Below are 21419 nucleotides of genomic sequence, written 5' to 3' on the forward strand. Positions count from 1 at the left end.
TTCACCCCCTTCCGTATCTTCACAAATTTCTGAAGTACGCGTACGTTCTGGACCATGACGAAGGCCATCGGCATCTCCGGACTGCACAAGGCGTTCGGCCGGACGCACGCGCTGAACGGGCTCGACCTCGACGTCGCCGCCGGCGAGGTGCACGGCTTCCTCGGCCCGAACGGCTCCGGGAAGTCCACCACCATCCGGGTGCTGCTCGGCCTGCTGCGGGCCGACTCCGGCACCGTGCGGATGCTCGGCCGGGACCCGTGGACCGACGCGGTCGAACTGCACCGCCGCATCGGCTACGTCCCCGGCGACGTGACCCTGTGGCGCAACCTCACCGGCGGCGAGGTCATCGACCTGTACGGGCGGCTGCACCAGCGGCCACGCACCCGCGGCGGACGCCGTGCCGGGTCCGGGGGCCTCGACCCGGTACGCCGCGCCCGCCTCGTCGAGCGCTTCGGACTGGACCCCACCAGGAAGGGCCGCACCTACTCCAAGGGCAACCGCCAGAAGGTCGCCCTCGTCGCCGCGTTCGCCTCCGACCTCGACGTGCTGATCCTCGACGAACCCACCTCCGGTCTCGACCCGCTCATGGAGGAGGTCTTCCGCACCTGCGTCCGGGAGGAGCGCGACCGGGGGCGCACCGTCCTGCTCTCCTCACACCTGCTGAGCGAGGTCGAGGAACTCTGCGACCGCGTCAGCATCATCCGGGACGGCCGGACCGTGGAGAGCGGCTCGCTGACCGAGCTGCGCCACCTGACCCGCACCGACGTCCGCGCCGACCTCGCCGGACCCCCCGGCGCGCTCGCCGCGCTCCCCGGCGTGCACGGACTCGACATCGCGTCCGACCCCGCCCCGCCGCCGGACGGCGTCCACAGCACCGTCCGGTTCCAGGTCGACACCGAGCACCTCACCACGGTCCTGCGCTCGCTGACCGACGCCGGGGTACGGTCCCTCACCGCCACCCCGCCGACCCTGGAAGACCTGTTCCTGCGGCACTACCGGGCCCCGTCCGGCGAGCCGCCCGCCGCGGGCGACGGGGCGGGCCCCCGGTGACCGCGGGTACGGCCCCCGGCCGCACCGGCGGCCGGCCGACGGCCGGCACCGGCATCCTGCTGCGCTGCGCGCTGCGCCGCGACCGGCTGACCACACCGCTGTGGATCGCCGTGACCGGCCTGCTCCTGCTGTCGTCGCCGCCCGCGCTGAGCAGCGTCTACCCCACGCCCGCCGACCGCGCCGGCATCGCCCGGCAGGTGCTCGCCAACGGCTCGCTGCGCGCCACCTACGGGCCGGTCTTCGGCGACTCGCTGGGCGCCCTCGCCGTCTGGCGGACCGGTGTGCTCGCCGGTGTGCTCGCCGCCGTGATGAGCCTGGCCGTGGTCGTCCGGCACACCCGCGCGGAGGAGGAGAGCGGCCGGCAGGAACTCGTCTCGGCCGGCGCGGTCGGACGACGCGCCCCGCTGACCGCGGCGCTCCTCGCGGCTCTGGTCGCCGACGGCGCCCTCGCCCTGCTCGTCACGGCCGGCCTGGCGGCGCAAGGCGTCTCCGGCGCCCTGGCCGTCGGATCGGCCGTCGGCTCGGTGGGCATGGTCTTCGCCACGCTGGCCGCCGTCGTGGCCCAGCTGACGGAGAGCGCCCGGCTCGCCAGGGGGCTCACGGGCGCGCTGCTCGGAGCCGCCTTCGTGCTGAGGGCGGCGGGCGACGCGACGAGCGAGGACGGATCGGCGGTGGGCACCTGGGTCTCCCCGCTCGGATGGCTGGAGAACGTCCGCGCCTTCGCGGGCGAACGCTGGTGGGTCCTCGCGCTGTTCGCCGCCGCCGTCGCCGCACAGGGCGCCCTCGCCTACGTCCTCGCCGGGCACCGTGACCTCGGCATGAGCTTCTTCCCCGGCCGGCCCGGACCGGCGGCCGGGCGGCTCGGCACCGCAGGCGCGCTGGCCCGACGGCTGCACCGCGGCGCGGTCCTCGGCTGGAGCCTGGGATTCCTGACCGCGGGCGCCGCCTTCGGCGCCATCGCCCGGGGAGCGGCGGACCTGGTCGGCGACAACGACCGGACCCGCGAGATCATCGAACACATGGGCGGCCGGGGCGGGGTCACCGACGCCTTCCTGGCCGCCATGGTGTCCCTGCTCGGCATGGTCGCCGCCCTCTACATCGTCTCCGCCGTCCTGCGCCTGCACACCGAGGAGACCGCTCAGCGCGCCGAAGCCCTGCTCGCCGCCCCCGTCGGCCGGCTGCGCTGGGCGGCCGGCCACCTCGTGCCGGCGTTCGGCGGTGCGGTCCTCGTCCTGCTCTGCGGCGGCCTGGGGCTCGCCCTGGGCCACGGATCGGACCTCGGCCCCCTGCTCGGCGGCAGCCTGGCCCAGGTCCCCGCCGTGTGGACGCTCGGCGGCCTCGCCGTCCTGCTGTACGGGCTCTCCCCCCGGCTCGCACCCCTCGCATGGGCCCCCGCCGGTCTGGCCCTGCTGCTCGGCTGGATCGGCCCCGCCCTGGGCGTCCCGCAGACCGTCCTGGACCTCTCCCCCTACGGCCACCTGCCCCGGCTGCCCGGCGGCCCCATGGCCTGGACACCGCCGGCGGTCCTCGGCGCCCTCGCGGCCGCCCTGACCGCCGCGGGACTGCTGTGCCTGCGGCGCAGGGACCTCACGGCCTGAAGCCACCGACGGGCCGGGCCCCGCGCGCGGCGCCGCCCCGGAGGGCGGACCCGGTTCGGCGGGCCCGGCCTCCCGCGGGTCAGACCTCGACCCGCAGGCCCCGCAGGCCCCGGATCACGAAGCCCGGTGCGCGGACCGGCTCCTCGACGAGCCGCAGTCCGGGAGCCCGGGTCAGCAACGCGCTCATGGACGCCGCCAGTTCGAGGCGGGCCAGCGGGGCGCCGATGCAGTAGTGGATGCCCGCGCTGAAGGAGATGTGCGGATTCTCCGCCCGGGCCAGGTCCAGCGTGTCCGGGGCCGCGAACACCTCGGGATCGCGGTTCGCCGATCCGAAGAGCATCGCGATCTCGGCGCCCCGCGGCACCGTCGTCCCGCCGATCTCGATGTCGTCCAGGACCCAGCGCTCGAACAGCTGGAGCGGGGTGTCGTAGCGCAGCAGTTCCTCGACGGCCGAGCCGATCAGGGTGTGGTCCGCCCGCAGCCGGGCCAGCTGCCCGGGGTGCCGGAACAGGTTCCACCAGCCGGTCACCGTGGAGTTGACCGTCGCCTCGTGCCCGGCGTTCAGCAGCAGCACACAGGTGGAGATCATCTCCTGCTCGGTGAGCCGGTCGCCCGCGTCGTGCGCCGCGATCAGCCCCGAGATCAGGTCGTCGGCCGGCTTCTCGCGGCGCGCCGCGATCAGCGTCCGCAGGTACGCGGTGAACTCCTCCGACGCCCGCACCGCGCGCGCCGCCGTCTCCCCCGGGGGGTTCAGCTCGTACATCCCGCAGATGTCCGCCGACCAGGGCCGCAGCGGCGCGCGGTCGGACTCCGGGATGCCCAGCATCTGCGCGATCACCGCCACCGGCAGCGGCTCCGCCACGTCGGTCAGCAGGTCGCCGCCGCCCGCGTCCACCAGCCGCCCGACCAGCTCACCGGCCAGCCCCTCCACGTACGGCTTCAGCCGCTCCACCGTGCGCGGGGTGAACGCCTTCGAGACCAGCCGGCGGATGCGCGTGTGGTCCGGGGGCTCCAGGTCCAGCATCCCGTGGTCGTTCAGCACGTGGAACGGCTCCTGCTCCGGCGGCGGCGCCGTCCGGCCGAAGTCCTCGTGGGTGAACCGGTGCCGGTAGGTCCGGCCGAGCCGGCGGTCCCGCAGCAGGGCCGACACGTCCGCGTGCCGCGGCACCAGCCACTGGTCGGTCGGCTCGTAGTGGTGCACCCGGCCCCGCGCGCGCAGTTCCTCGTACGCCGGGTACGGATCCGCCACGAACGCCGGGTCCCACGGGTCGAAGCCCGCGGGGGCCGGGGTCTGCGCGGTGGACGTCTCCAAAGCTGCCATGACCGGACGCTAGCCCGACCGGACCCCGGCTGAACAGGCCCGACCGGGGCCGATGTCCGGGGCGGGCGGGCCCGCGGGCACCTCAGCGGGGGGTGACCAGCCGGGCCTCGTAGGCGAAGACCGCCGCCTGGGTGCGGTCCCGCAGGCCCAGTTTCACCAGGACGCGGCTCACGTGCGTCTTGATCGTCGACTCCGCCACCACGAGCCGCTCGGCGATCTCCGCGTTCGACAGCCCCTGCGCGATGAGCACCAGCACCTCCGTCTCCCGGTCGGTCAGGTCCCCGTAGGCCGCGTGCGCCGCCGCCGGCATCCGGGGCGCGTCCGCGAGCTTCGAGAACTCGGTGATCAGCCGCCGGGTCACGGAAGGGGCGAGCAGCGCCTCGCCGGCGGCCACGACCCGCACCCCGTCGGCCAGTTGGCGGGCCGAGGCGTCCTTGAGCAGGAAGCCGGAGGCCCCGGCGCGCAGCGCCTGGTACACGTACTCGTCGAGGTCGAACGTGGTGAGCACCAGCACCTTCGCGGCGCCGTCCGCCGCGACGATCTCCCGCGTCGCCTCGATACCGTTCATCTCCGGCATGCGGATGTCCATCAGGACGACGTCCGGGGCCAGTTCCCGCACCCTATGCACCGCCTCGCGGCCGTTGACCGCCTCGCCGACCACCTCGATGTCCGGCATGGCGCCGAGCAGGACGGAGAAGCCCTCGCGGACCATCATCTGGTCGTCGGCGACCAGGACCCGGATCGTGCCGGCGCCGCCGCCCGGCGCCCCGGCCCTCACGGCGTCCCCTCGGACTCGGCGGCCGGCACCGGCAGGAACACCGCCACCTCGTAGCCCCCGTCGTCCGTCCGGCCCGCCGTGATCGCGCCGTCGAGCATCGTGACCCGCTCCCGCATGCCGGTGATCCCGTGGCCCGCCCCGTGCGGCGACTTCTCCGGCGTCGCCGCCGGCGCCGGCCCGTTGACGACGCGCAGCCCGAGTCCCGCGAGGACGTAGCCGATCTCCACCCGGGCGGGCGCGCCCGGCGCGTGCCGCAGCGCGTTGCTCAGCGCCTCCTGCACGATCCGGTACGCCGACAGCTCGACCCCCTGCGGAAGGTCGCGCACCGCGCCGGTGACCGCCTTCTCCACCGTCAGACCGGCCTCCCGCACGTTGGCCAGGAGGGCGTCGAGGTCGGCGAGCGTGGGCTGCGGGGCGTCCGGGGCCGCGTAGTCCTCGGCCCGCACCACGCCCAGGACCCGGCGCAGTTCGGTGAGCGCCGCCACGGCGTTCTCCCGGATCGTCACGAACGCCTGCTCCAGCTCCGGCGGCGGGTCCTGCACGCGGTAGGGCGCCGCCTCCGCCTGGATGGCGACCACCGACATGTGGTGCGCGACGACGTCGTGGAGTTCGCGGGCGATCGTCGTCCGCTCCTCCAGCAGCGTGCGCCGGGAGCGCTCGGCCCGCGTCTGCGACCGGTGCGCGGTCACCTCCTGCTCGGCCGCACGCCGCACGGTGCGGACCGTGACGACGAGCAGGGCCAGCGCGGAGACGAACAGCAGGGGGAAGGTGTTGGAACCGTAGGTGCCGCCCCCGAACACGGCCGGGGTCACCAGGCCGTACGCGGCCGTCAGCAGCCACATCCACGCCGCCACCCGGGGGCGGCTGCGCAGCGCCACGACGGTCATCACCGCCACCTGCGCGATGAAGCTGCCCGGCGCCCACGGCCAGTCCTGTGCTCCGCCGAGCAGGGCGGTGACCGGGGCCGCGCCGATCGAGAGCCAGAACGCGCCGATCGGACGGCTCAGCGTGGCCACCACCGGGAGCAGGGCGAGCAGGCCGCACAGCAGCGCGTCGAGGCCGTCGCCGCCGACGGACGTGTAGCCGGCGGCCATCGCCACCAGGCCGGCCGCCACCACCGCCGCGTGCGGGGCCCAGGCCGCGCAGGCGCGCAGGGTGCCGGGAAGCCGGCGGGTCACGGGGCCGTCCCCGCGCGCGGGGGGCAGCGGACGGTAGGCGAGGACGTCGCGGAACATGTCCTGCCGCAGGTCCTCGACGAGGCGGAACTCCGGGGTGGAGTGGCTGGTGTCGGTCACGTCCGAAACGGTAGGCGGCGGCGGGGCCGGCGTCGTCACCTGCGAGGAGGGTCCTCGGCCGTCCGCCTCAGGTACTACACGCCCCGGCCGGTGGCACCTCCGGGAGACCGGCCGGGGCGGGGTGCGGGCCGGCCGCCCCGAGCGGGCGGGTGCGCCGAAGGGGCCCGCTACCAGGCCAGTTGGGCGATCTCCTCCGCCACCACCGCGCACGCGTCGGCGGCCGGGTCGATGAGCGGGAAGTGCCCGACACCCTCCAGGAGGGTCAGGCCGACCACCTCGCCCGCCCCGGCGGCGGCGTCCGCGTACGCCGCGGCGACGGCCTGCGGCACCACGACGTCCGCCTGCCCCTGGACGAGCGTGGTGGCGATCCCGGTGGGCAGCAGCCGGACCGGATCGGCGTACGGCAGCCGCGCGGCCCAGCCGGCCTCCCCGCCGAGGAACTGCCGGGCCGCCCCGTCGCACACGCCCAGCTTCTCGGCGACCTCGAAGTCGGCGATCGGCGCGAGCGCCACGACACCCCGCAGCCGGGCCGGCCGCTCGGTGCGCCAGGGCGCGTCGGCGGGCAGCAGGTGACGCGCCGCCGCCCACAGGGCGAGGTGCCCGCCGGCCGAGTGCCCGACGACCACCGTGCGCCGGGCATCGGCGCCCGGCACCGCCTCGCCCACGAGCGCGGGCAGCGCGTCCAGCGCGGCGGCCACGTCGTCGAGGCTGTCGGGCCAGCGGCCCGCGACCGGCCCCGCGGGCGCCACCGGGCCGGCCTGCGCGGGGATCACGCCGCCCGGCTCCGGCGCCGGAGCCGCGCCGCGCCGGTACTCCACGTTCGCCACGGCGAAGCCCCGCCGGGCCAGGAAGTCCGCGAGGGGCGTGACGTGCCGCCGGTCGTACGAGGCACGCCAGGCACCGCCGTGCAGGAGGACCACGAGGGGGGCCGGGGCCGCCGGGCCGGGGTCGCGCGGGACGTAGAAGTCGATCACCTGGTCGGGATGGTCGCCGTACGCCCTGGTGACGTCGGGGTCGACGACGGGGTGGGAGAAGGCGGACGCCTCTTCGGCCTCGGCAGCGTCCCGGCGGGCGTCGTCGTCCTGCATGTTCCGACCTCTCAGCGGCGATACGGATGGTGGCGGACCAGGGAAGCACTCGGCCGTCGGCCGGGACGGTACCAGGCGGGTCCCGTGCCCCGGCGCCCCGCGCGCCGGGGGCCCCGCCCGGCCGCCGGGGGCGACGGGCGGGCCCGTGCCGGGGGGCACAGTGGTGGCTGCCCCCTTCCCTGCCCCCGAGGTCGTCGGCGGGCCGGTGCGGGCGCCGTCCCGCCGCGGTCTCCGCGCGGGCGGGCCCCCGCGGACGCGGACGCCGCGCCGGCACGCGGCCAGGCACGAGGTCCACGGGCGTGCCGGGCGCTGCCGGTCGACGGCCCCCACCGGAAACGGGCCGCGCCCGGACGGCGACAGAGTCCGGGCGCCCAGACTGCCCTCGCCGGGAACGGGCCACCCCCGGACGGCGACCCACACCCGGCGCCCGGACCGCCCCCACCGGAAACGGGCCACCCCCGGACGGCGACCGAGACCCGGCGTCGGACTGCCCTCGCCGGAAACGGGCCACCCCCGGACGGCGACCCAGACCCGGCGCCCGGGCCGCCCCCACCGGGCGAACCCCCGGGAAGGCGGGTTCTGGGAGGGCCCCGGCCGGACCCGGTCCGGGGAGTCCGCCCCCGCCCTCACCGGGGCACCGCCGCGGCCCCCGCTCCCCGGCGCCGGAGAGCACCTTCCGTGTGCCGAAGGGCCGCCCGTGCGCCCGCCGGAGGGGCCGTGCCCCGCCCGCCGCGCCGGGGCGGCCCCGGGTACCGCGCTCGTCAGCCCAGGACGTCGGCCAGCACGCGGGCCGCCCGCTCCGTCTCCGCGAAACCGACGTACAGCGGGGTGAAGCCGAAGCGCAGGATGTCCGGGTGCCGGAAGTCCCCGACGACGCCCCGGTCGATCAGGCGCTTCATCACGGGACCGGCGTCCGGGCAGCGCAGCGCGACCTGGCTGCCCCGCTCCGCGTGGGCGGCCGGCGTCACCGACTCGACCCGGCCCTCGGGGACGTACGCGGCGACGCACTCCAGGAAGAAGTCCGTCAGGGCGAGGGACTTGGCGCGGACGGAGTCGACGGCGACGCCGTCCCACACCTCCAGCGCCGCTTCGAGCGCCAGCATCGAGAGGATGTCCGGCGTGCCGACCCGCCCGCGTGCCGCACCACGCGCCGGCTCGTACGCGGGGCTCATGCCGAACGGCTGCGCGTGCGAGTTCCAGCCCGGCAGGGGCGAGTCGAAGCGGTCCTGGAGACCGGAGCGCACATAGAGGTACGCGGGCGAACCGGGGCCGCCGTTCAGGTACTTGTACGTGCAGCCGACCGCGAGGTCCACGCCGTGCTCGTCCAGCCCGACGGGCAGGGCGCCCGCGCTGTGGCACAGGTCCCACACCGCGAGCGCGCCCACCGCGTGGACCGCCTCGGTCAGGGCGGGCAGGTCGTACTGCCGGCCGGTGCGGTAGTCCACGTGGTTCAGCAGCACGGCCGCGGTGCGCGGCCCGAGCGCCGACGGCAGCGCGGCCGGGTCGACCGGGCGCAGCTCACACCCCGTCAGGCGCGCCGCGGACGCCGCGATGTAGCCGTCCGTCGGGAACGTCGTCGCGTCCACCAGGATCTCGTCCCGGCCCTCGGGTGCCAGCCGCACCGCGCCCACCAGGGCCTTGAAGACGTTCACGCTGGTCGAGTCGCCGACCACGATCTGACCGGGCGCGGCGCCGACGATCGGGGCGATCCGGTCGCCGATCCGCTCGGGCGCCGTCCACCAGCCGCTCTCCTCCCAGGAGCGGATGCGCAGTTCGCCCCACTGGCGGCGGACGACGTCCTCGACGCGGCCGGGCACGTCCACGGGCAGCGCGCCGAGCGAGTTGCCGTCCAGGTAGACCACGTCGTCCAGCACGAACCGCTCGCGCAGCTTGCCGAGTTCGTCGGCGGTGTCGAGCGCCGCGGCCCGGGCGGCGAGGGACTCGGGGGCTCGCTCAGACATGGGACCTCGCCGTCCACAGCTCGGGGAACACGTTCTTCTGCGCGCGCTTCTCCAGCCAGGCCACCCCGGCGGAGCCGCCCGTGCCGGTCTTCGCGCCCATCGCGCGGCGGGTGGCGACGAGGTGGTCGTTGCGCCATCGCCACACCAGCTCGGCCACGTCGGTGAGCGCCTCGCCGAGTCGGGCCAGCTCGTCGCCGTCGTCCCCCGCGTACAGCGCCGTCCAGACGGCCTCGACCTCGGGAACCGGCTCGTAGCGCAGCGCCACGTCGCGCTCCAGCACCGCGGCCGGGATCGCGTGCCCGCGCCGCGCGAGGAGCCGCAGCACCTCGTCGTACAGGCTCGGTTCCTGCAGCGCCTTCTCCAGCTCGGCGTGCACCCGCGGCGCGCCCCGGTGCGGGACGAGCATCGACGCGGACTTCTCGCCCAGCAGGAACTCCATGCGCCGGTACATCGCGGACTGGAAACCGGAGCCCTCGCCGAGGGCCGAGCGGTAGGAGTTGAACTGGGCCGGGGTGAGCTGTCCGAGGGGCCGCCAGGAGGCGTTCAGCGCCTCCAGCTCCCGCACCGAGCGCTTCAGCGCGGCCACCGCGACGGGCACGTCGTCCGAGCGCAGCGCCCGTGCCGCCGTCTCCCACTCGTGGACGATGACCGTGAACCACAGCTCCATGACCTGGGTCGTCACCAGGAAGACCATCTCTCCGGGATCGTCGGAGAGGGTGTGCTGGAGGTGGGTGAGCACGTCGGCCTGTACGTAGTCCTCGTACGGCGTGGTGCCCTGGAAGTCGAGATGCGGGGTCTCGGGCTCCTGAGCCTGCGCGGGCTGAGCCTGGTGGGACATCGCTGTCTCCTGCGTTGTGCTCCGGGTAGCGGTCCGCCCCTGCCGTTACCGACACGGGGGCCCCGGTCCCCACCGGGCATCCTCCACAATCGTCCCCCGAAACCGCAAGGTCCGCCCGGTCACACCGGGCGGACCGGCCGGGTCCGGCGGGACGGCGCCCGCGCCCCCGCCGGGCGCGGCCGGCCGGCGGTTCCCGGACCGCTCCCCGGGGGGCGTCGGCCGTCGCCTCCGGCGGCGCGATCGGCGCCGCCCGCCGGGTGGCAGACTGGCCGTATGACGACCCACAAGAACCTGCTGGACGGCCCCGATCCGACCTTTCTGCCGCAGAACGAGGAGGCGTACCGCCTGCTCGGCGAGGAGTCCGAGGCCCCCGCCGAGGTGGCGGCGAAGTACCCCACCTTCTCGCTGGCCTGGGCCATGCTCGCCGACGACGCCTTCGAGGCGGGACGGGTGGTCGAGTCCTACGCCTACGCGCGCACCGGCTACCACCGCGGGCTCGACGCGCTGCGCCGGGCGGGCTGGAAGGGGCACGGCCCCATCCCCTGGGACCACCAGGCCAACCGCGGGTTCCTGCGCTGCCTCGCGACGCTGGCCCGCGCGGCCGGCGAGATCGACGAGAAGGACGAGGCGGAGCGCTGCTGGCAGTTCCTCCAGGACAGCAGCGCCGAGGCGTACACCGCGCTGCGCTGACGGACGCGGCGGCACGGCCGCGCAGCCGCCGCCTCTCCGCGAGGCGGCGGCACCCGGCGCCCGCCCCGCGCCGTACTCTCCCCCGGCACCGACGCCCCTCGCCCGCCGGGCGAGGCCGCCCTCCCGTGCGGCCGGCCGCCGACCACCCGGGTACGCCCCGGGTGCGGCTCGCCCGGGTCCGGGCCGGGCGCCCGCTCCCGCGCGCAGCGCCGTCGGGTGCCCGCGCCGGCGTCGGCGGGCCGGGGCGCCGCCGGTCCGCGCGTGCGGGCGCTCTCAGGCGGCCGGGTCGGCGTCCGGCTCGGGCCGGGCGGAAGCGCCGGGGGCCCGGTACGGGACCCGGCGGGGCTCCAGCGGGGGCGCCAGGACCGATCCGTGGGTGCGGCACTCGGGACGGCGGCAGCCGGGAGGCGGGCGGCGCACCGTCGTGAAGGCCAGCGCCGCGCCGATCACCAGCACGCCCGCGCACAGCGGCATCGCCCGCCGGAACGCGGCGTCGAACGCGTCCGCCGACCGGTACGCCTCGGGCCCCATCCCGGTGAGCACGGGCAGCGCGGCCACGGCGACGAGACCGGCCGCGCGGGCCGCCGCGTTGTTGATGCCGCTCGCGAGCCCCGCCCGCCCGGTGTCCACCGAGGCCAGCACCGTGGCCGTGAGCGGCGCGACCAGGGTGACCATGCCGAGGCCCATCACCAGCAGGGCGGGCAGCACGTCCGCGAGGTACGAGGCGTCCTCGCCGACCCGCAGCATCAGCAGCATGCCCGCCGCGCACAGCAGGGGGCCGACGGTGAGCGGGACGCGCGGCCCGATCCGCTGGGCGAGTTCGCCGGAGCGCGCGGAGAAGAGCAGCATCAGCACGGTGGTCGGCAGCAACGCCGTACCCGCTTCGAGCGCGGAGTAGCCGGCGACCACCTGGAGTTGCAGCGCGGTGAGGAAGAAGAAGCCGCCGAAGGCCGCGTAGACGCACAGGGTCACCAGGTTGACGGCCGTGAACTGGCGCGAGGCGAAGATGTCCGGCGGCATCATCGGATCGGGGCGCCGCCGTTCGACCAGGACGAAGGCCACGCCCGCCGCCACACCCGCGACCGCCGCCGCCACCACGACCAGGGAGGCGCCGCGCGCCTCGATCAGCGCGTACGTCACCAGGGCGAGCGCGACCGCGCCGAGCACGGCCCCGAGGACGTCGAAGCGGCGGCGCGGCGCGGTACTCCCGTCACCGGCCGCGGCCCCGTTCACGGTGCCGGCCGACTCCGGCACGTGCCGCAGGGCGACCGGCACGCACACCAGGGCGACCGGGATGTTCAGCAGGAAGACCCAGCGCCAGCCCGGCCCGTCCACCAGCCAGCCGCCGAGGAACGGGCCGACGGCGGCCCCGACGCCGCCGAACCCCGACCACAGGCCGACGGCCCGGGCCCGGTCGTCCGGGTGGAAGGACGCCTGGATGATCGCGAGCGAACCGGGGGTGAGCAGCGCCCCGCCGACCCCCTGGAGGACGCGGGCCGCGATGAGCACGCCCACGTCCGGGGCGAGCCCGCAGGCCAGGGACGCGGCGGCGAACCACACCACCCCGACGACGAAGACCTTCCGGCGTCCGAAGCGGTCGCCGAGCGAGCCGCCGAGCAGGATCAGCCCGGCCAGCGTGAGCATGTAGCCGTTGACGGTCCACTGGAGGGCCGCGAGGCTCGCGTCCAGGTCCCGGCCGATCGTCGGCAGGGCGACGTTGACCACCGTCGAGTCCAGCAGGGCCATGCTGGAGCCGAGGACCGTGGTCAGCAGCACCCACCGGCCGGCCGGGGAGGCGATCCGGACCGCGGGGCCGGGAACGGGACCGTGCTCGGTTCCGTCGCCCGGTCCGCGTCCGGAACCGGCGCCGGGCCCCTCGTCCGATGCGTCCCGCTCGGGTACGGCCATACCCCGGAGCATACGGAAGGGCCCGGCACCGCGCCGGGTGCCGGACCCTTCCACGGGGTTCGCGGGCGCGTGACCGGGGCCGGCCGGCCGCCGTCGCGCGCCCGCCCCGGGCGACTACTTCAGGCGGGTGCCCGTGGAGCGCAGGGCGGCGCACGCCTCGGCCACGCGGGTCGCCATGCCGGCCTCGGCGAGCTTGCCCCAGGTGCGCGGGTCGTACTTGGACTTCGTGCCGACCTCGCCGTCGACCTTCAGGACACCGTCGTAGTTGCGGAACATGTGGTCCACGACCGGACGGGTGAAGGCGTACTGGGTGTCGGTGTCGAGGTTCATCTTCACGACGCCGTTCTCCAGCGCGGTGGCGATCTCCTCGGCGGTGGAGCCGGAGCCGCCGTGGAAGACGAAGTCGAACGGGCTCGCCTTGCCGTACTTGGCGGCCACGCCCTCCTGGAGGTCCTTCAGCAGCTCGGGGCGCAGCACGACGTTGCCCGGCTTGTAGACGCCGTGCACGTTGCCGAAGGAGGCGGCCAGCAGGTAGCGGCCCTTCTCGCCCAGGCCGAGGGCCTCGGCGGTGCGCAGCGCGTCCTCGACGGTCGTGTACAGCGAGTCGTTGATCTCGTGGCTGACGCCGTCCTCCTCGCCGCCGGTGGGGGTGATCTCCACCTCGAGGATGATCTTCGCGGCGACGGCCTTGGCGAGCAGCTCCCGGCCGATGTCCAGGTTGTCCGCGAGGGTCTCGGCGGAGCCGTCCCACATGTGGGACTGGAACAGCGGGTCACGGCCCTGGGCGACGCGCTCGGCGGAGATGTCGAGCAGCGGGCGCACGTACCCGTCGAGCTTCTCCTTGGGACAGTGGTCCGTGTGCAGCGCGACGGTGATGTCGTACTTGGCGGCGACGATGTGCGCGAACTCGGCGAGGGCGACCGCGCCGGTCACCATGTCCTTGTTGTGCTGGCCGCCCAGGAACTCCGCGCCACCGGTGGAGATCTGGATGATGCCGTCGCTCTCCGCCTCCGCGAAGCCGCGCAGCGCAGCGTGCAGGGTCTGGGACGAGGTCACGTTGATGGCCGGGTAGGCGAACTTGCCTGCCTTCGCCCGGTCGAGCATCTCGGCGTAGACCTCGGGGGTTGCGATGGGCATCTGTCCGCTCCTTGTATGTGCGGGTCTGCGTACTGCTGCTGCCGTACGGGACGGGTGCTATGGCCCTGACCTAGGGGGGCGACGTCATCGTCGGCCCCATCTTTCCAGACGTGCCCGGCCGGACGGCACGCCGTGTCCGGCATACGGGACCCCGCGCCCGGCGGGGTCCCGCGGGGGCGCGGTCAGTCGAGCCCCAACTCGTCCTTGGAGTAGGCGAAGAGGTACGGCACGCCGGCGCCGGCCTCGATCTTCTCGGCGGCTCCGGTGGCCCGGTCCACGATCGTGGCGACGGCGACGACCTCGGCGCCCGCCTCCCGGACCGCCCGGACCGCTTCGAGCGGGGAGCCGCCCGTGGTGGAGGTGTCCTCGACCACGAGCACGCGCCGGCCCTTGATGTCCGGGCCCTCGACGCGGCGCTGCAGGCCGTGCGCCTTGGCCGCCTTGCGGACGACGAACGCGTCGACGCGGCGCCCGCGCGCCGCGGCGGCGTGCAGCACGGCGGTGCCGACCGGGTCGGCGCCCATGGTCAGGCCGCCCACCGCGTCGTACTCCAGGCCCTCGGTCAGGTCCAGCAGGACCTGACCGACGAGCGGGGCGGCCTCGCCGTCCAGCGTGACCCGGCGCAGGTCGACGTAGTAGTCGGCTTCCAGACCCGAGGAGAGGGTCACCTTGCCGTGCACCACGGCCTTGTCCTTGATCTGCTGCAGCAGCGCGCCGCGTACGTCACTCATGCCCGCCAGCTTAGAGGCGCCGCCAGCTCCAGGTCATGGTGGCTTCGAGCGGCTCGATGGGCGTGACCTGGCGCGGATGGGTGTTGAGGCCGTTCGGCGGGCCGGTCTGCGGTTCCACGCACACGGCGGCCTCCTGCTCGTCGTAGACGACGGCCCACTCCTCACGGCTGGTGACCTTCAGCTCCAGCCGCTCCGGCCAGGTGAGGGTGACGTCGACGCCGTCCGGCATGCCGAAGCAGTCGTCCCACGGGCCGGGACCGGGGTCCACCCGGCGGCCGGTGGGCAGGTGGTCGTCGCCGCGCTCCTCCTGCCAGGCGGGCAGGAAGTCGATCCGCGCGTCCGCCCCGCCGTCGCCCAGGCTGCGGTTGAACCAGGGGTGCCAGCCGACCTGGGCGGGGAAGGAGTCCGCGTGGGTCTCCACCGACAGGGTGACGGTCAGCCCGTCCCCGGTCAGGGCGAAGACCTGGGTGACCCGCCCGGGGTGCGGCCACGGCTCCACCAGGTCGTACGTGATCACGGCCTCGTCGGCGGTGGCGCGCGCGGTGCTCCAGGCGCCGTCGCGGGCGGTGCCGTGGATGGCGTGCGGCGGGGAGTTGAGCGGCATCTGCCGGACGGTCGCCCCGTCGAGGAACCGGCCGTCCCGGACCCGGCCGCACCACGGAACCATCGGGAAGCACCCGAACTTGGCGCCCTGCCGCAGCAGTTCGACGCCGCCGACCCGCAGACTCCCGATCCGTCCGCCGTTGCCCGGCGTCACGGTCACCTCCGCGTCACCCGCGGTCAGCGTGATGTCTTCGTCACTCACGCAGCGACCCTACTGGTCCACCGCCCCGCGCCGCCGTCCCGCCCTCCGGGACACCGGCCGCCCGGTGTCGCACCGTGCGGGTCGCACCCCGCACGAGCCGCGACCGCCCGCCACGTCCCGCTCCCGACGCTCCCACCGCCGGTCCCCGGCCCGCCCCGCACCGGCCGCACCACGGCCACCGCAGGCGCCGCCGCGACCACCGCGCACCCCCGCCCGGGGGACCGGCCATCAGGGAGACGCCGCCGGCGCCGGCCGCTACCGGCGCCTGCGCAGCACCCGGGTCACGGCGATCGCCGACGCGACCGCGAGGGCCGCCGCGGGCGCGGCCCAGCGGAGGGTGGCGCGGGCGGCGGTCGCCTCCGGGGGCGGTACGGGGGCGTAGCGGCCGCGCGGCGGGGCGTGGTCGACCTCCTCCGCGCTGCGCCCGATCATCGTCCGGCGCGCGTGCGCGGCCTCGGCCATCGCGTCCTCCTCCCCCGGTTCGCCGTCCTCGCCGAACGCCTCTGCGCCGAAGTCGCCGAAGGCGCCCAGGTCGGCGCCCTCCACCGTCGGGTCCAGCGGGGAGGGCGGCCCTTCCGGCCCGAAGAGGGCGGACGGGTCGGCGCCCGGTGCCGGCTCGGCGCCCTCCGGCGCGTCCCGACCGGACCGGTCCCGCCCTGCTCCGGGTTCCGCTCCGGCGCCCCGGCCGCCGCCCGGCCCGGACACCTCCTCCTCCGGGCCGCCCGGTCCACCGGGCTCTTCGGCCGCGGCACCGGCGCCGGACCCGGCCCGCCGGGCGGCGCGGGACCCGGGCTCCCGGTCCCCCGGACGGGCCTCGGGGGCGGGCGGCCGGGCCTGCGCGTCCCCGTCATCCGCGCGCGGGCCCCCGGTCAGGGCGAGGGTGAACCGGGTGAGCAGGCGGTGGGCCGCCGCCACGACCGGGTCCCGCGGGAGTCCGGCGACACGGCCGTCGGCGGACGCGGTACCGCCGTAGACGACGCTCGTGCCGCCCTCGGCGGGCACGAGCCGCAGGGTGAGGGCCAGCTTCACCGCGCCCCCGCCGCGCACCTCCGTACCGTCGCCCTCGACGGCGTACGCACCGTCGTCCCGGGCGGTGACCGCGAGTGCCCCGCGGTAGGTGATCGTGTGACCGGCGACGCGGACCTTCAGGCGTCCGGCGACCCGGACGGGCCGCGGGTGCGCGCCCCGGTCGGCGTCCTGCCCACCGCCGGCGGCGGCCGGGGTCTTGTCCGACGGACCCTCGCCGGGGTCGGCGGAGGCGTCCTGCTGGAGCCCCGGGACGGCGCGGGCGACCCGGACGGGGTCGGCCAGGGCCTCGCGGAGTGGACCGGCCGGAAACGGAACGAACACCTCATGCTCCATGTCAGCCGAGCCTACCCAGCGCCTTGGCGACCGCACCCGGGTATCACGGGATTCCCGCACCTCCTGCTCAGTCGGCGTACCGCGGGTGGACCAGCGTGGAGGGCGGCGGCGGCCGCTGCGGCCGGTCGCGTTCGGCGGCCCTGGCGTCGGCGGCGAGGACCGCCCGGGTGAGCGGGCGCGGCCCGGAGGCCGGCGGCCGCAGGGCTCCGGAGGAACGGGCGGCCAGCACGAAGCCCCAGTCGCCGGGGGCGTCCGCCGCCCCGGCGGTGCCGTGGCCGGGCCCCGCGACCGCGGCGGGGTTCCGGCCGGTGACCCGGTAGGGCGTGGTGCGCAGCCCGGCGGCGCGCACGGTCGACTCCACCGTCCAGAACACCCGCTCCCGCGGGCCCGCCGGAGAGCCCGCGTGGACGACGAGGCGTCCGCCCGGGGCGAGCACCCGCCGGACGAGTCCGTAGAACTCCTGCGAGTACAGCTTGCTGCTCGCCGTGCGGCCCGGGTCGGGCAGGTCCGAGACGACCACGTCGTACGTCGACCGCGCGCCGCGCAGCCAGCCGAAGGCGTCCGCCGTCACCACGCGCACCCGCGGGTCGCCGTACGCGTGGTGGTTGAGGGCGGTGAGCGCGGCGTCGTGCCGGGCCAGCCGGACGACGTCGGCGTCGCTCTCCACGACGTCGACCCGGCGGACTCCGGTGCGGCGCAGCACCTCGCGGGCGGCGAGGCCGTCACCGCCGCCGAGGATGAGCACGCGCGCGTGCGGGCCGTTCATCGCCGGGTGCACGAGCGCCTCGTGGTACCGGTGCCCGTCGCCGCCGTCGAACCGCAGCCGGCCGTCGAGGAAGAGGTGCAGGGGGTGGCCGCGGCTCCCGCCCGCGAGGACGACCTCCTGGTCGCCGCCGCGCCGGGCCACCCGGACGTCGTCGCCGTACACGGCCTGCCGCGCGGCCCGTTCGAAGTCGTCGACCAGCACGGCGGCGGAGCCGAGCAGCCCGAGGACGACGACGTTGGCGACGAGCAGGGCCCAGCGTGCCCGGCGGCTCAGGTCCCGGCGGAACAGGCCCAGCACGAGGGCGCCGCCCGCCACCGCGTTGACCGTTCCGGTGAGCAGCGCGCCGGTGAGCTGGCCGAACAGCGGCAGCAGCAGGAAGGGGAAGGCGAGGCCGCCGACGAGGGCGCCCACGTAGTCGGCGGCGAACAGGTCGGCGACCGCGCCGCCGGGGTCCTGACGGCGGATGCGCTGTATCAGCTCCATCAGGAGCGGGACCTCGGCGCCGATGAGCAGCCCGATGGCGAGCGAGAACGCCACCAGCAGCCAGCGGGACCCGTCCGCCCACAGGCCGCCCCAGCCGCCGGTCCAGGCGAACGCCGCGTACAGCGCCATCGCGCTGCATCCGCCGACCAGCGCGAGCACCGCCTCGACCGCCCCGAACCCGGCCGCGGCGCGCGGGCGCAGCCGTTTCGCGGCCAGCGAGCCGACGCCCATCGCGAAGACCATGACGGACAGCACGACGGACGCCTGGGTGACGGAGTCCCCGATCAGGTACGAGGCGAGCGCGACGAGTTCGAGTTCGTACACCAGCCCGCAGGCGGCGCAGACGAACACACCGGCCAGGACGAGGAACCGGCCGACGCCCGGCCGGACGGGCAGCCGCGCCTGGCCCTGGACGCCCCAGGGCGGCGGCGCGCCGGGTGGGGCAGGCGCGTGCGGTTCGATCACGTGGCGAACGCTACGTGACGGCCCCACCGCGCTTCGTCACCCACACGTGTGGAAAGCACCCCGCTTCCCGGCGCACGAGGCTGACGCGGACGGGGTTCCCGCCCGCCCGCCGCCCGCGCCCGGCGGCCGGGAACCCGCGGCGCGACACGGGCCGCCCACCGGCGCCGGCAAGCGCCTTGAGCGGCCGGCACCCCGCGCCCGACACCCCGCTCCGGCCGTCGCCCCGCGCCGTTCGCCACCACCCACCACACCCGTTCCCGGACAGGCCGCCGCGGGCCGTTGGCGCGCCCGCCGCCCGAGGGGTCAGACCCCGGACGCGCTGAGCGCCTCCGTCCGTACGCCGACCCGGGTACGCGTCGCGACCAACTGCCCGTCCTGCGGGTAGGCGTGCCACGTACGCCAGTGGACCTGGCCGTCGTGCCGCTGGGCGAGCATCGCGGTGAAGGCGTGCGGGCTGCCGGGGAAGACGCCCGCGAGTCCCTGCGGGTGGTCCGAGACGAGGGCGAGCAACTCCTGGGCGCGGCCGGCGAAGGAGCCGGGCGACAGGATCTCGACGCGGGCCGCGAACTCGTACTCCCACACGCCGAACTGCTTGGCCACGGCGAGCGGCAGCGGGGTGCTGCTGCCGGGGATGCACGCGACGGTCTCCGAGCAACTGCCCCGCTCCTCCTCCAGGAGCACCTGGTGGGACGCGCCGAGCAGTCTCAACTGGAGTTTCGCCCGGTCCAGTTCGAGATCGAGGGTGGCGAGGGCGGGCAGCGGCTCGCGGCCCAGCGTCCAGGCGAGATCGGCCGCGCGCGTGTCGGTGTACGAGGTGTTCAGGGTCGTGAGCATGGGTCGGCTCCGCTAGCACGCAAAAGGTGAGGTGGGGTTCCGGCGCGGCGGGTCGGAACCGGGGGACGGCCCGGTCAGCCCGGCCGGAAGGACATCCGAAGGACGGGTCCGATAGGACCATCCGATGGACTTCCGAGGACCGCGGGTCCAGGGCCGCATCGGTGATCCACCAGGGCTGCTTCGGTGATGTAGAGGGAATCATGAACGATGGCGCCGCCACAGCGTTTTTACCCAACTTCGGAGGGTTTCCATCCCCCCGAGGGCTGCACAGCTCAACTGTTCAACCACGGCGTACGCCCGTGGGTACGCGTGTGCCCGCCGGCAGTGGTCTGCCGGCGGGCACCTCCGTACGCCGGACGCGCGCTCCCCGCGGGGAGCCCGGCCCGCCCTGCGTCAGCTGCCTCCACCGCATCCGCCGCCGCCACCGCACGAGGACCCGCCTCCGCAGGACGAGCCTCCGCACGACGAGTGCCCCCCGCAGGAGTGACCGCTGTGGCCCCCGCAGGAGTGACCCCCGTGACCGCCGTGGTGACTTCCGTGGCCGCCGGGGTGGTCGCCGGGCGAACTCGACCCGCACGACGTGCTGCCGCCGGCCGCGGCCCCGCCCCCGGCCCACCAGCTGTTGTCGCTCGCCGACCCGCTCCCGGAACGGCGTCCGCTCCGACCCGCCGCCCCGCGCCCACGCCTGCTGCTCCCGCTCACGGCCTTCACGACGACGACGAGCAGGACGACCGCCAGGATGATGCCGAAGATCATGGCGCCCCCTCCTTCTTCCCCCGAAGCGGCCCCCCGTGGGCCGTGCTTCACGTTTCCGGTCTTGCGTGACAGGGGGATGCCCTCACCCGTCACGGGCCAAAGCACAGTTGAGGAACTTCAGAGCATCCGGACGAAAGCGCGCCCCGCGCCCCCGCGGGGCCCCGTTCTCCGGGCGCCCGCGCGCGCTTCGCCGGTCCCGCCCGCCGGCCGGGCTGTCGCCGAACCGCGCGCGTCCCTACGGTGGCCCGATGACGACGATCAGAACCTTCCAGGTCACCTTCGACTGCGCCGAACCCGAACGGCTGGCCCGATTCTGGTGCGAGGTGCTCGGCTACGTCGTTCCGCCGCCGCCGGAGGGGTTCGCCACGTGGGCCGACTTCACCCGGTCGCGGCCCCCCGCGGAACGGGACGCGTGGTTCGCCTGTGTCGACCCCTCGGGCGTCGGCCCCCGCCTGTACTTCCAGCGGGTCCCCGAGGGGAAGGCCGCCAAGAACCGGCTGCATCTCGACGTCCGGGTCGGCACCGGGCTGGTGGGCGAGGAGCGGCTCGCCGCGCTGGAGGCCGAACGCGCACGGCTGGAGCCGCTCGGCGCCGTCCACGTGCAGACGCTCTACGACGGTGAGGACGCCTGCATCCCGATGCTGGACATCGAGGGCAACGAGTTCTGCATCGACTGAGGGACCCTCCGGCACGCCCCCGCCGGATGCGGCGGGGCGGCGGAGTTGAGGAACCGCCGGCCGCGGGCGGAGGATGGCGCGCATGACCTCCAGTGCGCGCCCCCTGCTGAACCGCCGGCTCGCCGAGTTCGGGACGACGATCTTCGCCGAGATGTCCGCCCTCGCGGCGTCCACCGGATCGATCAACCTCGGCCAGGGCTTCCCCGACCGCGACGGCCCGGAGGAGATCCGGGAGGCGGCCGTCCGCGCGCTGCGGGACGGCCGCGGCAACCAGTACCCGCCGGGGCCCGGCGTCCCCGAGCTGCGCGGCGCCGTCGCGGCCCACCAGAAGCGCCGCTACGGCCTCTCCCTCGACCCCGACACCGAGGTCCTGGTCACGGCGGGCGCCACCGAGGCCATCGCCGCCGCGCTGCTCGCCCTGGTGGAACCCGGCGACGAGGTGATCGCCCTGGAGCCGTACTACGACTCGTACGCGGCCTCGATCGCCCTGGCGGGCGGCACCCGCGTCCCCGTGACGCTGCGCCCCGGCACCGGGGCCGGGGACGCGGACGGGGCCACGCACCCGCGATTCCGCCTCGACCTCGACGAACTGCGCGACGCGGTCACCGACCGGACCCGCCTGCTGCTCCTCAACACCCCGCACAACCCCACCGGCACGGTCCTGACCCGGGACGAACTCACCGAGATCGCCCGGCTGGCGGTCGAGCGGAACCTGCTCGTGGTGACGGACGAGGTCTACGAGCACCTCGTCTTCGACGACGCCGAGCACATCCCTCTCGTGACCCTGCCGGGGATGCGCGAGCGGACGGTGACCATCGGCAGCGCGGGCAAGACCTTCTCCTTCACGGGCTGGAAGGTCGGCTGGGTCAAGGCTTT

General features: G+C 75.8%; 17 protein-coding genes and 1 pseudogene. 5 read left to right on the plus strand and 13 right to left on the minus strand.

The window, feature by feature from the left end; translation table 11 throughout:
• Positions 1 to 54: 54 nt before the first annotated feature.
• The gene (locus tag ACGFS9_RS25635; RefSeq protein WP_393256502.1) at positions 55 to 1050 is read left to right on the plus strand and encodes an ATP-binding cassette domain-containing protein; all 996 of its coding nucleotides are present in this window, start codon (positions 55 to 57) and stop codon (positions 1048 to 1050) included.
• Positions 1047 to 2648 carry an ABC transporter permease gene (locus ACGFS9_RS25640; protein ID WP_393256504.1) on the plus strand — a complete coding sequence of 534 codons (1602 nt, stop codon included), beginning with the start codon at positions 1047 to 1049 and terminating at the stop codon, positions 2646 to 2648. The genes ACGFS9_RS25635 and ACGFS9_RS25640 overlap by 4 nt, the downstream gene beginning before the upstream one ends.
• A gap of 79 nt (positions 2649 to 2727) precedes the next feature.
• Here ACGFS9_RS25640 and ACGFS9_RS25645 read toward each other — a convergent pair whose 3' ends face one another.
• The 6 genes from ACGFS9_RS25645 to ACGFS9_RS25670 form a co-directional block, all read right to left on the minus strand.
• Complete coding sequence (locus ACGFS9_RS25645) at positions 2728 to 3969, minus strand: cytochrome P450 (RefSeq protein WP_393256506.1); 1242 nt, start codon at positions 3967 to 3969, stop codon at positions 2728 to 2730.
• Between the two features lie 82 nt (positions 3970 to 4051).
• Positions 4052 to 4747 carry a response regulator gene (locus tag ACGFS9_RS25650; protein WP_393256507.1) on the minus strand — a complete coding sequence of 232 codons (696 nt, stop codon included), beginning with the start codon at positions 4745 to 4747 and terminating at the stop codon, positions 4052 to 4054.
• Positions 4744 to 6042 (minus strand): sensor histidine kinase, encoded by a 1299-nt coding sequence (locus ACGFS9_RS25655; RefSeq protein ID WP_393256509.1) that lies wholly within the window; start codon positions 6040 to 6042, stop codon positions 4744 to 4746. Before ACGFS9_RS25655 ends, ACGFS9_RS25650 begins: the two co-directional genes overlap by 4 nt.
• A gap of 167 nt (positions 6043 to 6209) precedes the next feature.
• On the minus strand, positions 6210 to 7130 hold the full coding sequence (locus tag ACGFS9_RS25660; RefSeq protein WP_393256511.1) for an alpha/beta hydrolase: 921 nt from the start codon (positions 7128 to 7130) through the stop codon (positions 6210 to 6212).
• A 761-nt stretch (positions 7131 to 7891) separates the two neighbouring features.
• Positions 7892 to 9091 carry a kynureninase gene (gene kynU / locus ACGFS9_RS25665; RefSeq protein WP_393256512.1) on the minus strand — a complete coding sequence of 400 codons (1200 nt, stop codon included), beginning with the start codon at positions 9089 to 9091 and terminating at the stop codon, positions 7892 to 7894.
• Positions 9084 to 9929: a tryptophan 2,3-dioxygenase family protein gene (locus tag ACGFS9_RS25670; protein WP_393256514.1), complete on the minus strand. Its 846-nt coding sequence runs from the start codon at positions 9927 to 9929 to the stop codon at positions 9084 to 9086. Before ACGFS9_RS25670 ends, kynU begins: the two co-directional genes overlap by 8 nt.
• 273 nt (positions 9930 to 10202) lie before the next feature.
• Here ACGFS9_RS25670 and ACGFS9_RS25675 point away from each other — a divergent pair, with 273 nt between their 5' ends.
• On the plus strand, positions 10203 to 10619 hold the full coding sequence (locus tag ACGFS9_RS25675; protein WP_393256516.1) for a DUF3151 domain-containing protein: 417 nt from the start codon (positions 10203 to 10205) through the stop codon (positions 10617 to 10619).
• A 273-nt stretch (positions 10620 to 10892) separates the two neighbouring features.
• Here ACGFS9_RS25675 and ACGFS9_RS25680 read toward each other — a convergent pair whose 3' ends face one another.
• From ACGFS9_RS25680 to ACGFS9_RS25710, 7 genes are all read right to left on the minus strand, one after another.
• Positions 10893 to 12527: an MFS transporter gene (locus ACGFS9_RS25680; RefSeq protein ID WP_393256517.1), complete on the minus strand. Its 1635-nt coding sequence runs from the start codon at positions 12525 to 12527 to the stop codon at positions 10893 to 10895.
• Between the two features lie 114 nt (positions 12528 to 12641).
• Complete coding sequence (gene fbaA / locus ACGFS9_RS25685; protein ID WP_393256519.1) at positions 12642 to 13664, minus strand: class II fructose-bisphosphate aldolase; 1023 nt, start codon at positions 13662 to 13664, stop codon at positions 12642 to 12644.
• Between the two features lie 182 nt (positions 13665 to 13846).
• Positions 13847 to 14395, minus strand: coding sequence for an orotate phosphoribosyltransferase (pyrE, locus tag ACGFS9_RS25690; RefSeq protein ID WP_393256521.1), 549 nt, complete (start codon positions 14393 to 14395; stop codon positions 13847 to 13849).
• Between the two features lie 10 nt (positions 14396 to 14405).
• The gene (locus ACGFS9_RS25695) at positions 14406 to 15200 is read right to left on the minus strand and encodes an aldose 1-epimerase (protein ID WP_393256522.1); all 795 of its coding nucleotides are present in this window, start codon (positions 15198 to 15200) and stop codon (positions 14406 to 14408) included.
• A gap of 255 nt (positions 15201 to 15455) precedes the next feature.
• A complete protein-coding gene (locus ACGFS9_RS25700) occupies positions 15456 to 16562 on the minus strand; it encodes a carbon monoxide dehydrogenase (protein ID WP_393256524.1) in 1107 nt (368 codons plus the stop codon).
• 67 nt (positions 16563 to 16629) lie between these two features.
• Positions 16630 to 18276: a polyamine aminopropyltransferase gene (locus tag ACGFS9_RS25705; protein WP_393256525.1), complete on the minus strand. Its 1647-nt coding sequence runs from the start codon at positions 18274 to 18276 to the stop codon at positions 16630 to 16632.
• A gap of 303 nt (positions 18277 to 18579) precedes the next feature.
• Positions 18580 to 19110 carry a DUF2617 family protein gene (locus tag ACGFS9_RS25710; protein ID WP_393256527.1) on the minus strand — a complete coding sequence of 177 codons (531 nt, stop codon included), beginning with the start codon at positions 19108 to 19110 and terminating at the stop codon, positions 18580 to 18582.
• A 1004-nt stretch (positions 19111 to 20114) separates the two neighbouring features.
• On the opposite strand from ACGFS9_RS25710, the gene ACGFS9_RS25715 reads away from it, so the two are divergent.
• Positions 20115 to 20543: a VOC family protein gene (locus ACGFS9_RS25715; RefSeq protein ID WP_393256528.1), complete on the plus strand. Its 429-nt coding sequence runs from the start codon at positions 20115 to 20117 to the stop codon at positions 20541 to 20543.
• A 73-nt stretch (positions 20544 to 20616) separates the two neighbouring features.
• Positions 20617 to 21417: pseudogene (locus tag ACGFS9_RS25720) on the plus strand (aminotransferase class I/II-fold pyridoxal phosphate-dependent enzyme); the annotation flags it as partial.
• Between the last annotated feature and the right edge of the window lie 2 nt (positions 21418 to 21419).

This window comes from Streptomyces sp. NPDC048566, from assembly GCF_043199735.1.
In the GTDB taxonomy this organism is placed as follows: Bacteria; Actinomycetota; Actinomycetes; order Streptomycetales; family Streptomycetaceae; genus Streptomyces.

Coding starts and splice junctions, on each gene's coding strand:
- ACGFS9_RS25635 (WP_393256502.1), top strand. CDS start 55: ATGACGAAGGCCATCGGCATCTCCGGACTGCACAAGGCGTTCGGCCGG.
- ACGFS9_RS25645 (WP_393256506.1), bottom strand. CDS start 3,969: ATGGCAGCTTTGGAGACGTCCACCGCGCAGACCCCGGCCCCCGCGGGC.
- ACGFS9_RS25660 (WP_393256511.1), bottom strand. CDS start 7,130: ATGCAGGACGACGACGCCCGCCGGGACGCTGCCGAGGCCGAAGAGGCG.
- kynU (WP_393256512.1), bottom strand. CDS start 9,091: ATGTCTGAGCGAGCCCCCGAGTCCCTCGCCGCCCGGGCCGCGGCGCTC.
- ACGFS9_RS25670 (WP_393256514.1), bottom strand. CDS start 9,929: ATGTCCCACCAGGCTCAGCCCGCGCAGGCTCAGGAGCCCGAGACCCCG.
- ACGFS9_RS25675 (WP_393256516.1), top strand. CDS start 10,203: ATGACGACCCACAAGAACCTGCTGGACGGCCCCGATCCGACCTTTCTG.
- ACGFS9_RS25680 (WP_393256517.1), bottom strand. CDS start 12,527: ATGGCCGTACCCGAGCGGGACGCATCGGACGAGGGGCCCGGCGCCGGT.
- fbaA (WP_393256519.1), bottom strand. CDS start 13,664: ATGCCCATCGCAACCCCCGAGGTCTACGCCGAGATGCTCGACCGGGCG.
- pyrE (WP_393256521.1), bottom strand. CDS start 14,395: ATGAGTGACGTACGCGGCGCGCTGCTGCAGCAGATCAAGGACAAGGCC.
- ACGFS9_RS25700 (WP_393256524.1), bottom strand. CDS start 16,562: ATGGAGCATGAGGTGTTCGTTCCGTTTCCGGCCGGTCCACTCCGCGAG.
- ACGFS9_RS25710 (WP_393256527.1), bottom strand. CDS start 19,110: ATGCTCACGACCCTGAACACCTCGTACACCGACACGCGCGCGGCCGAT.
- ACGFS9_RS25715 (WP_393256528.1), top strand. CDS start 20,115: ATGACGACGATCAGAACCTTCCAGGTCACCTTCGACTGCGCCGAACCC.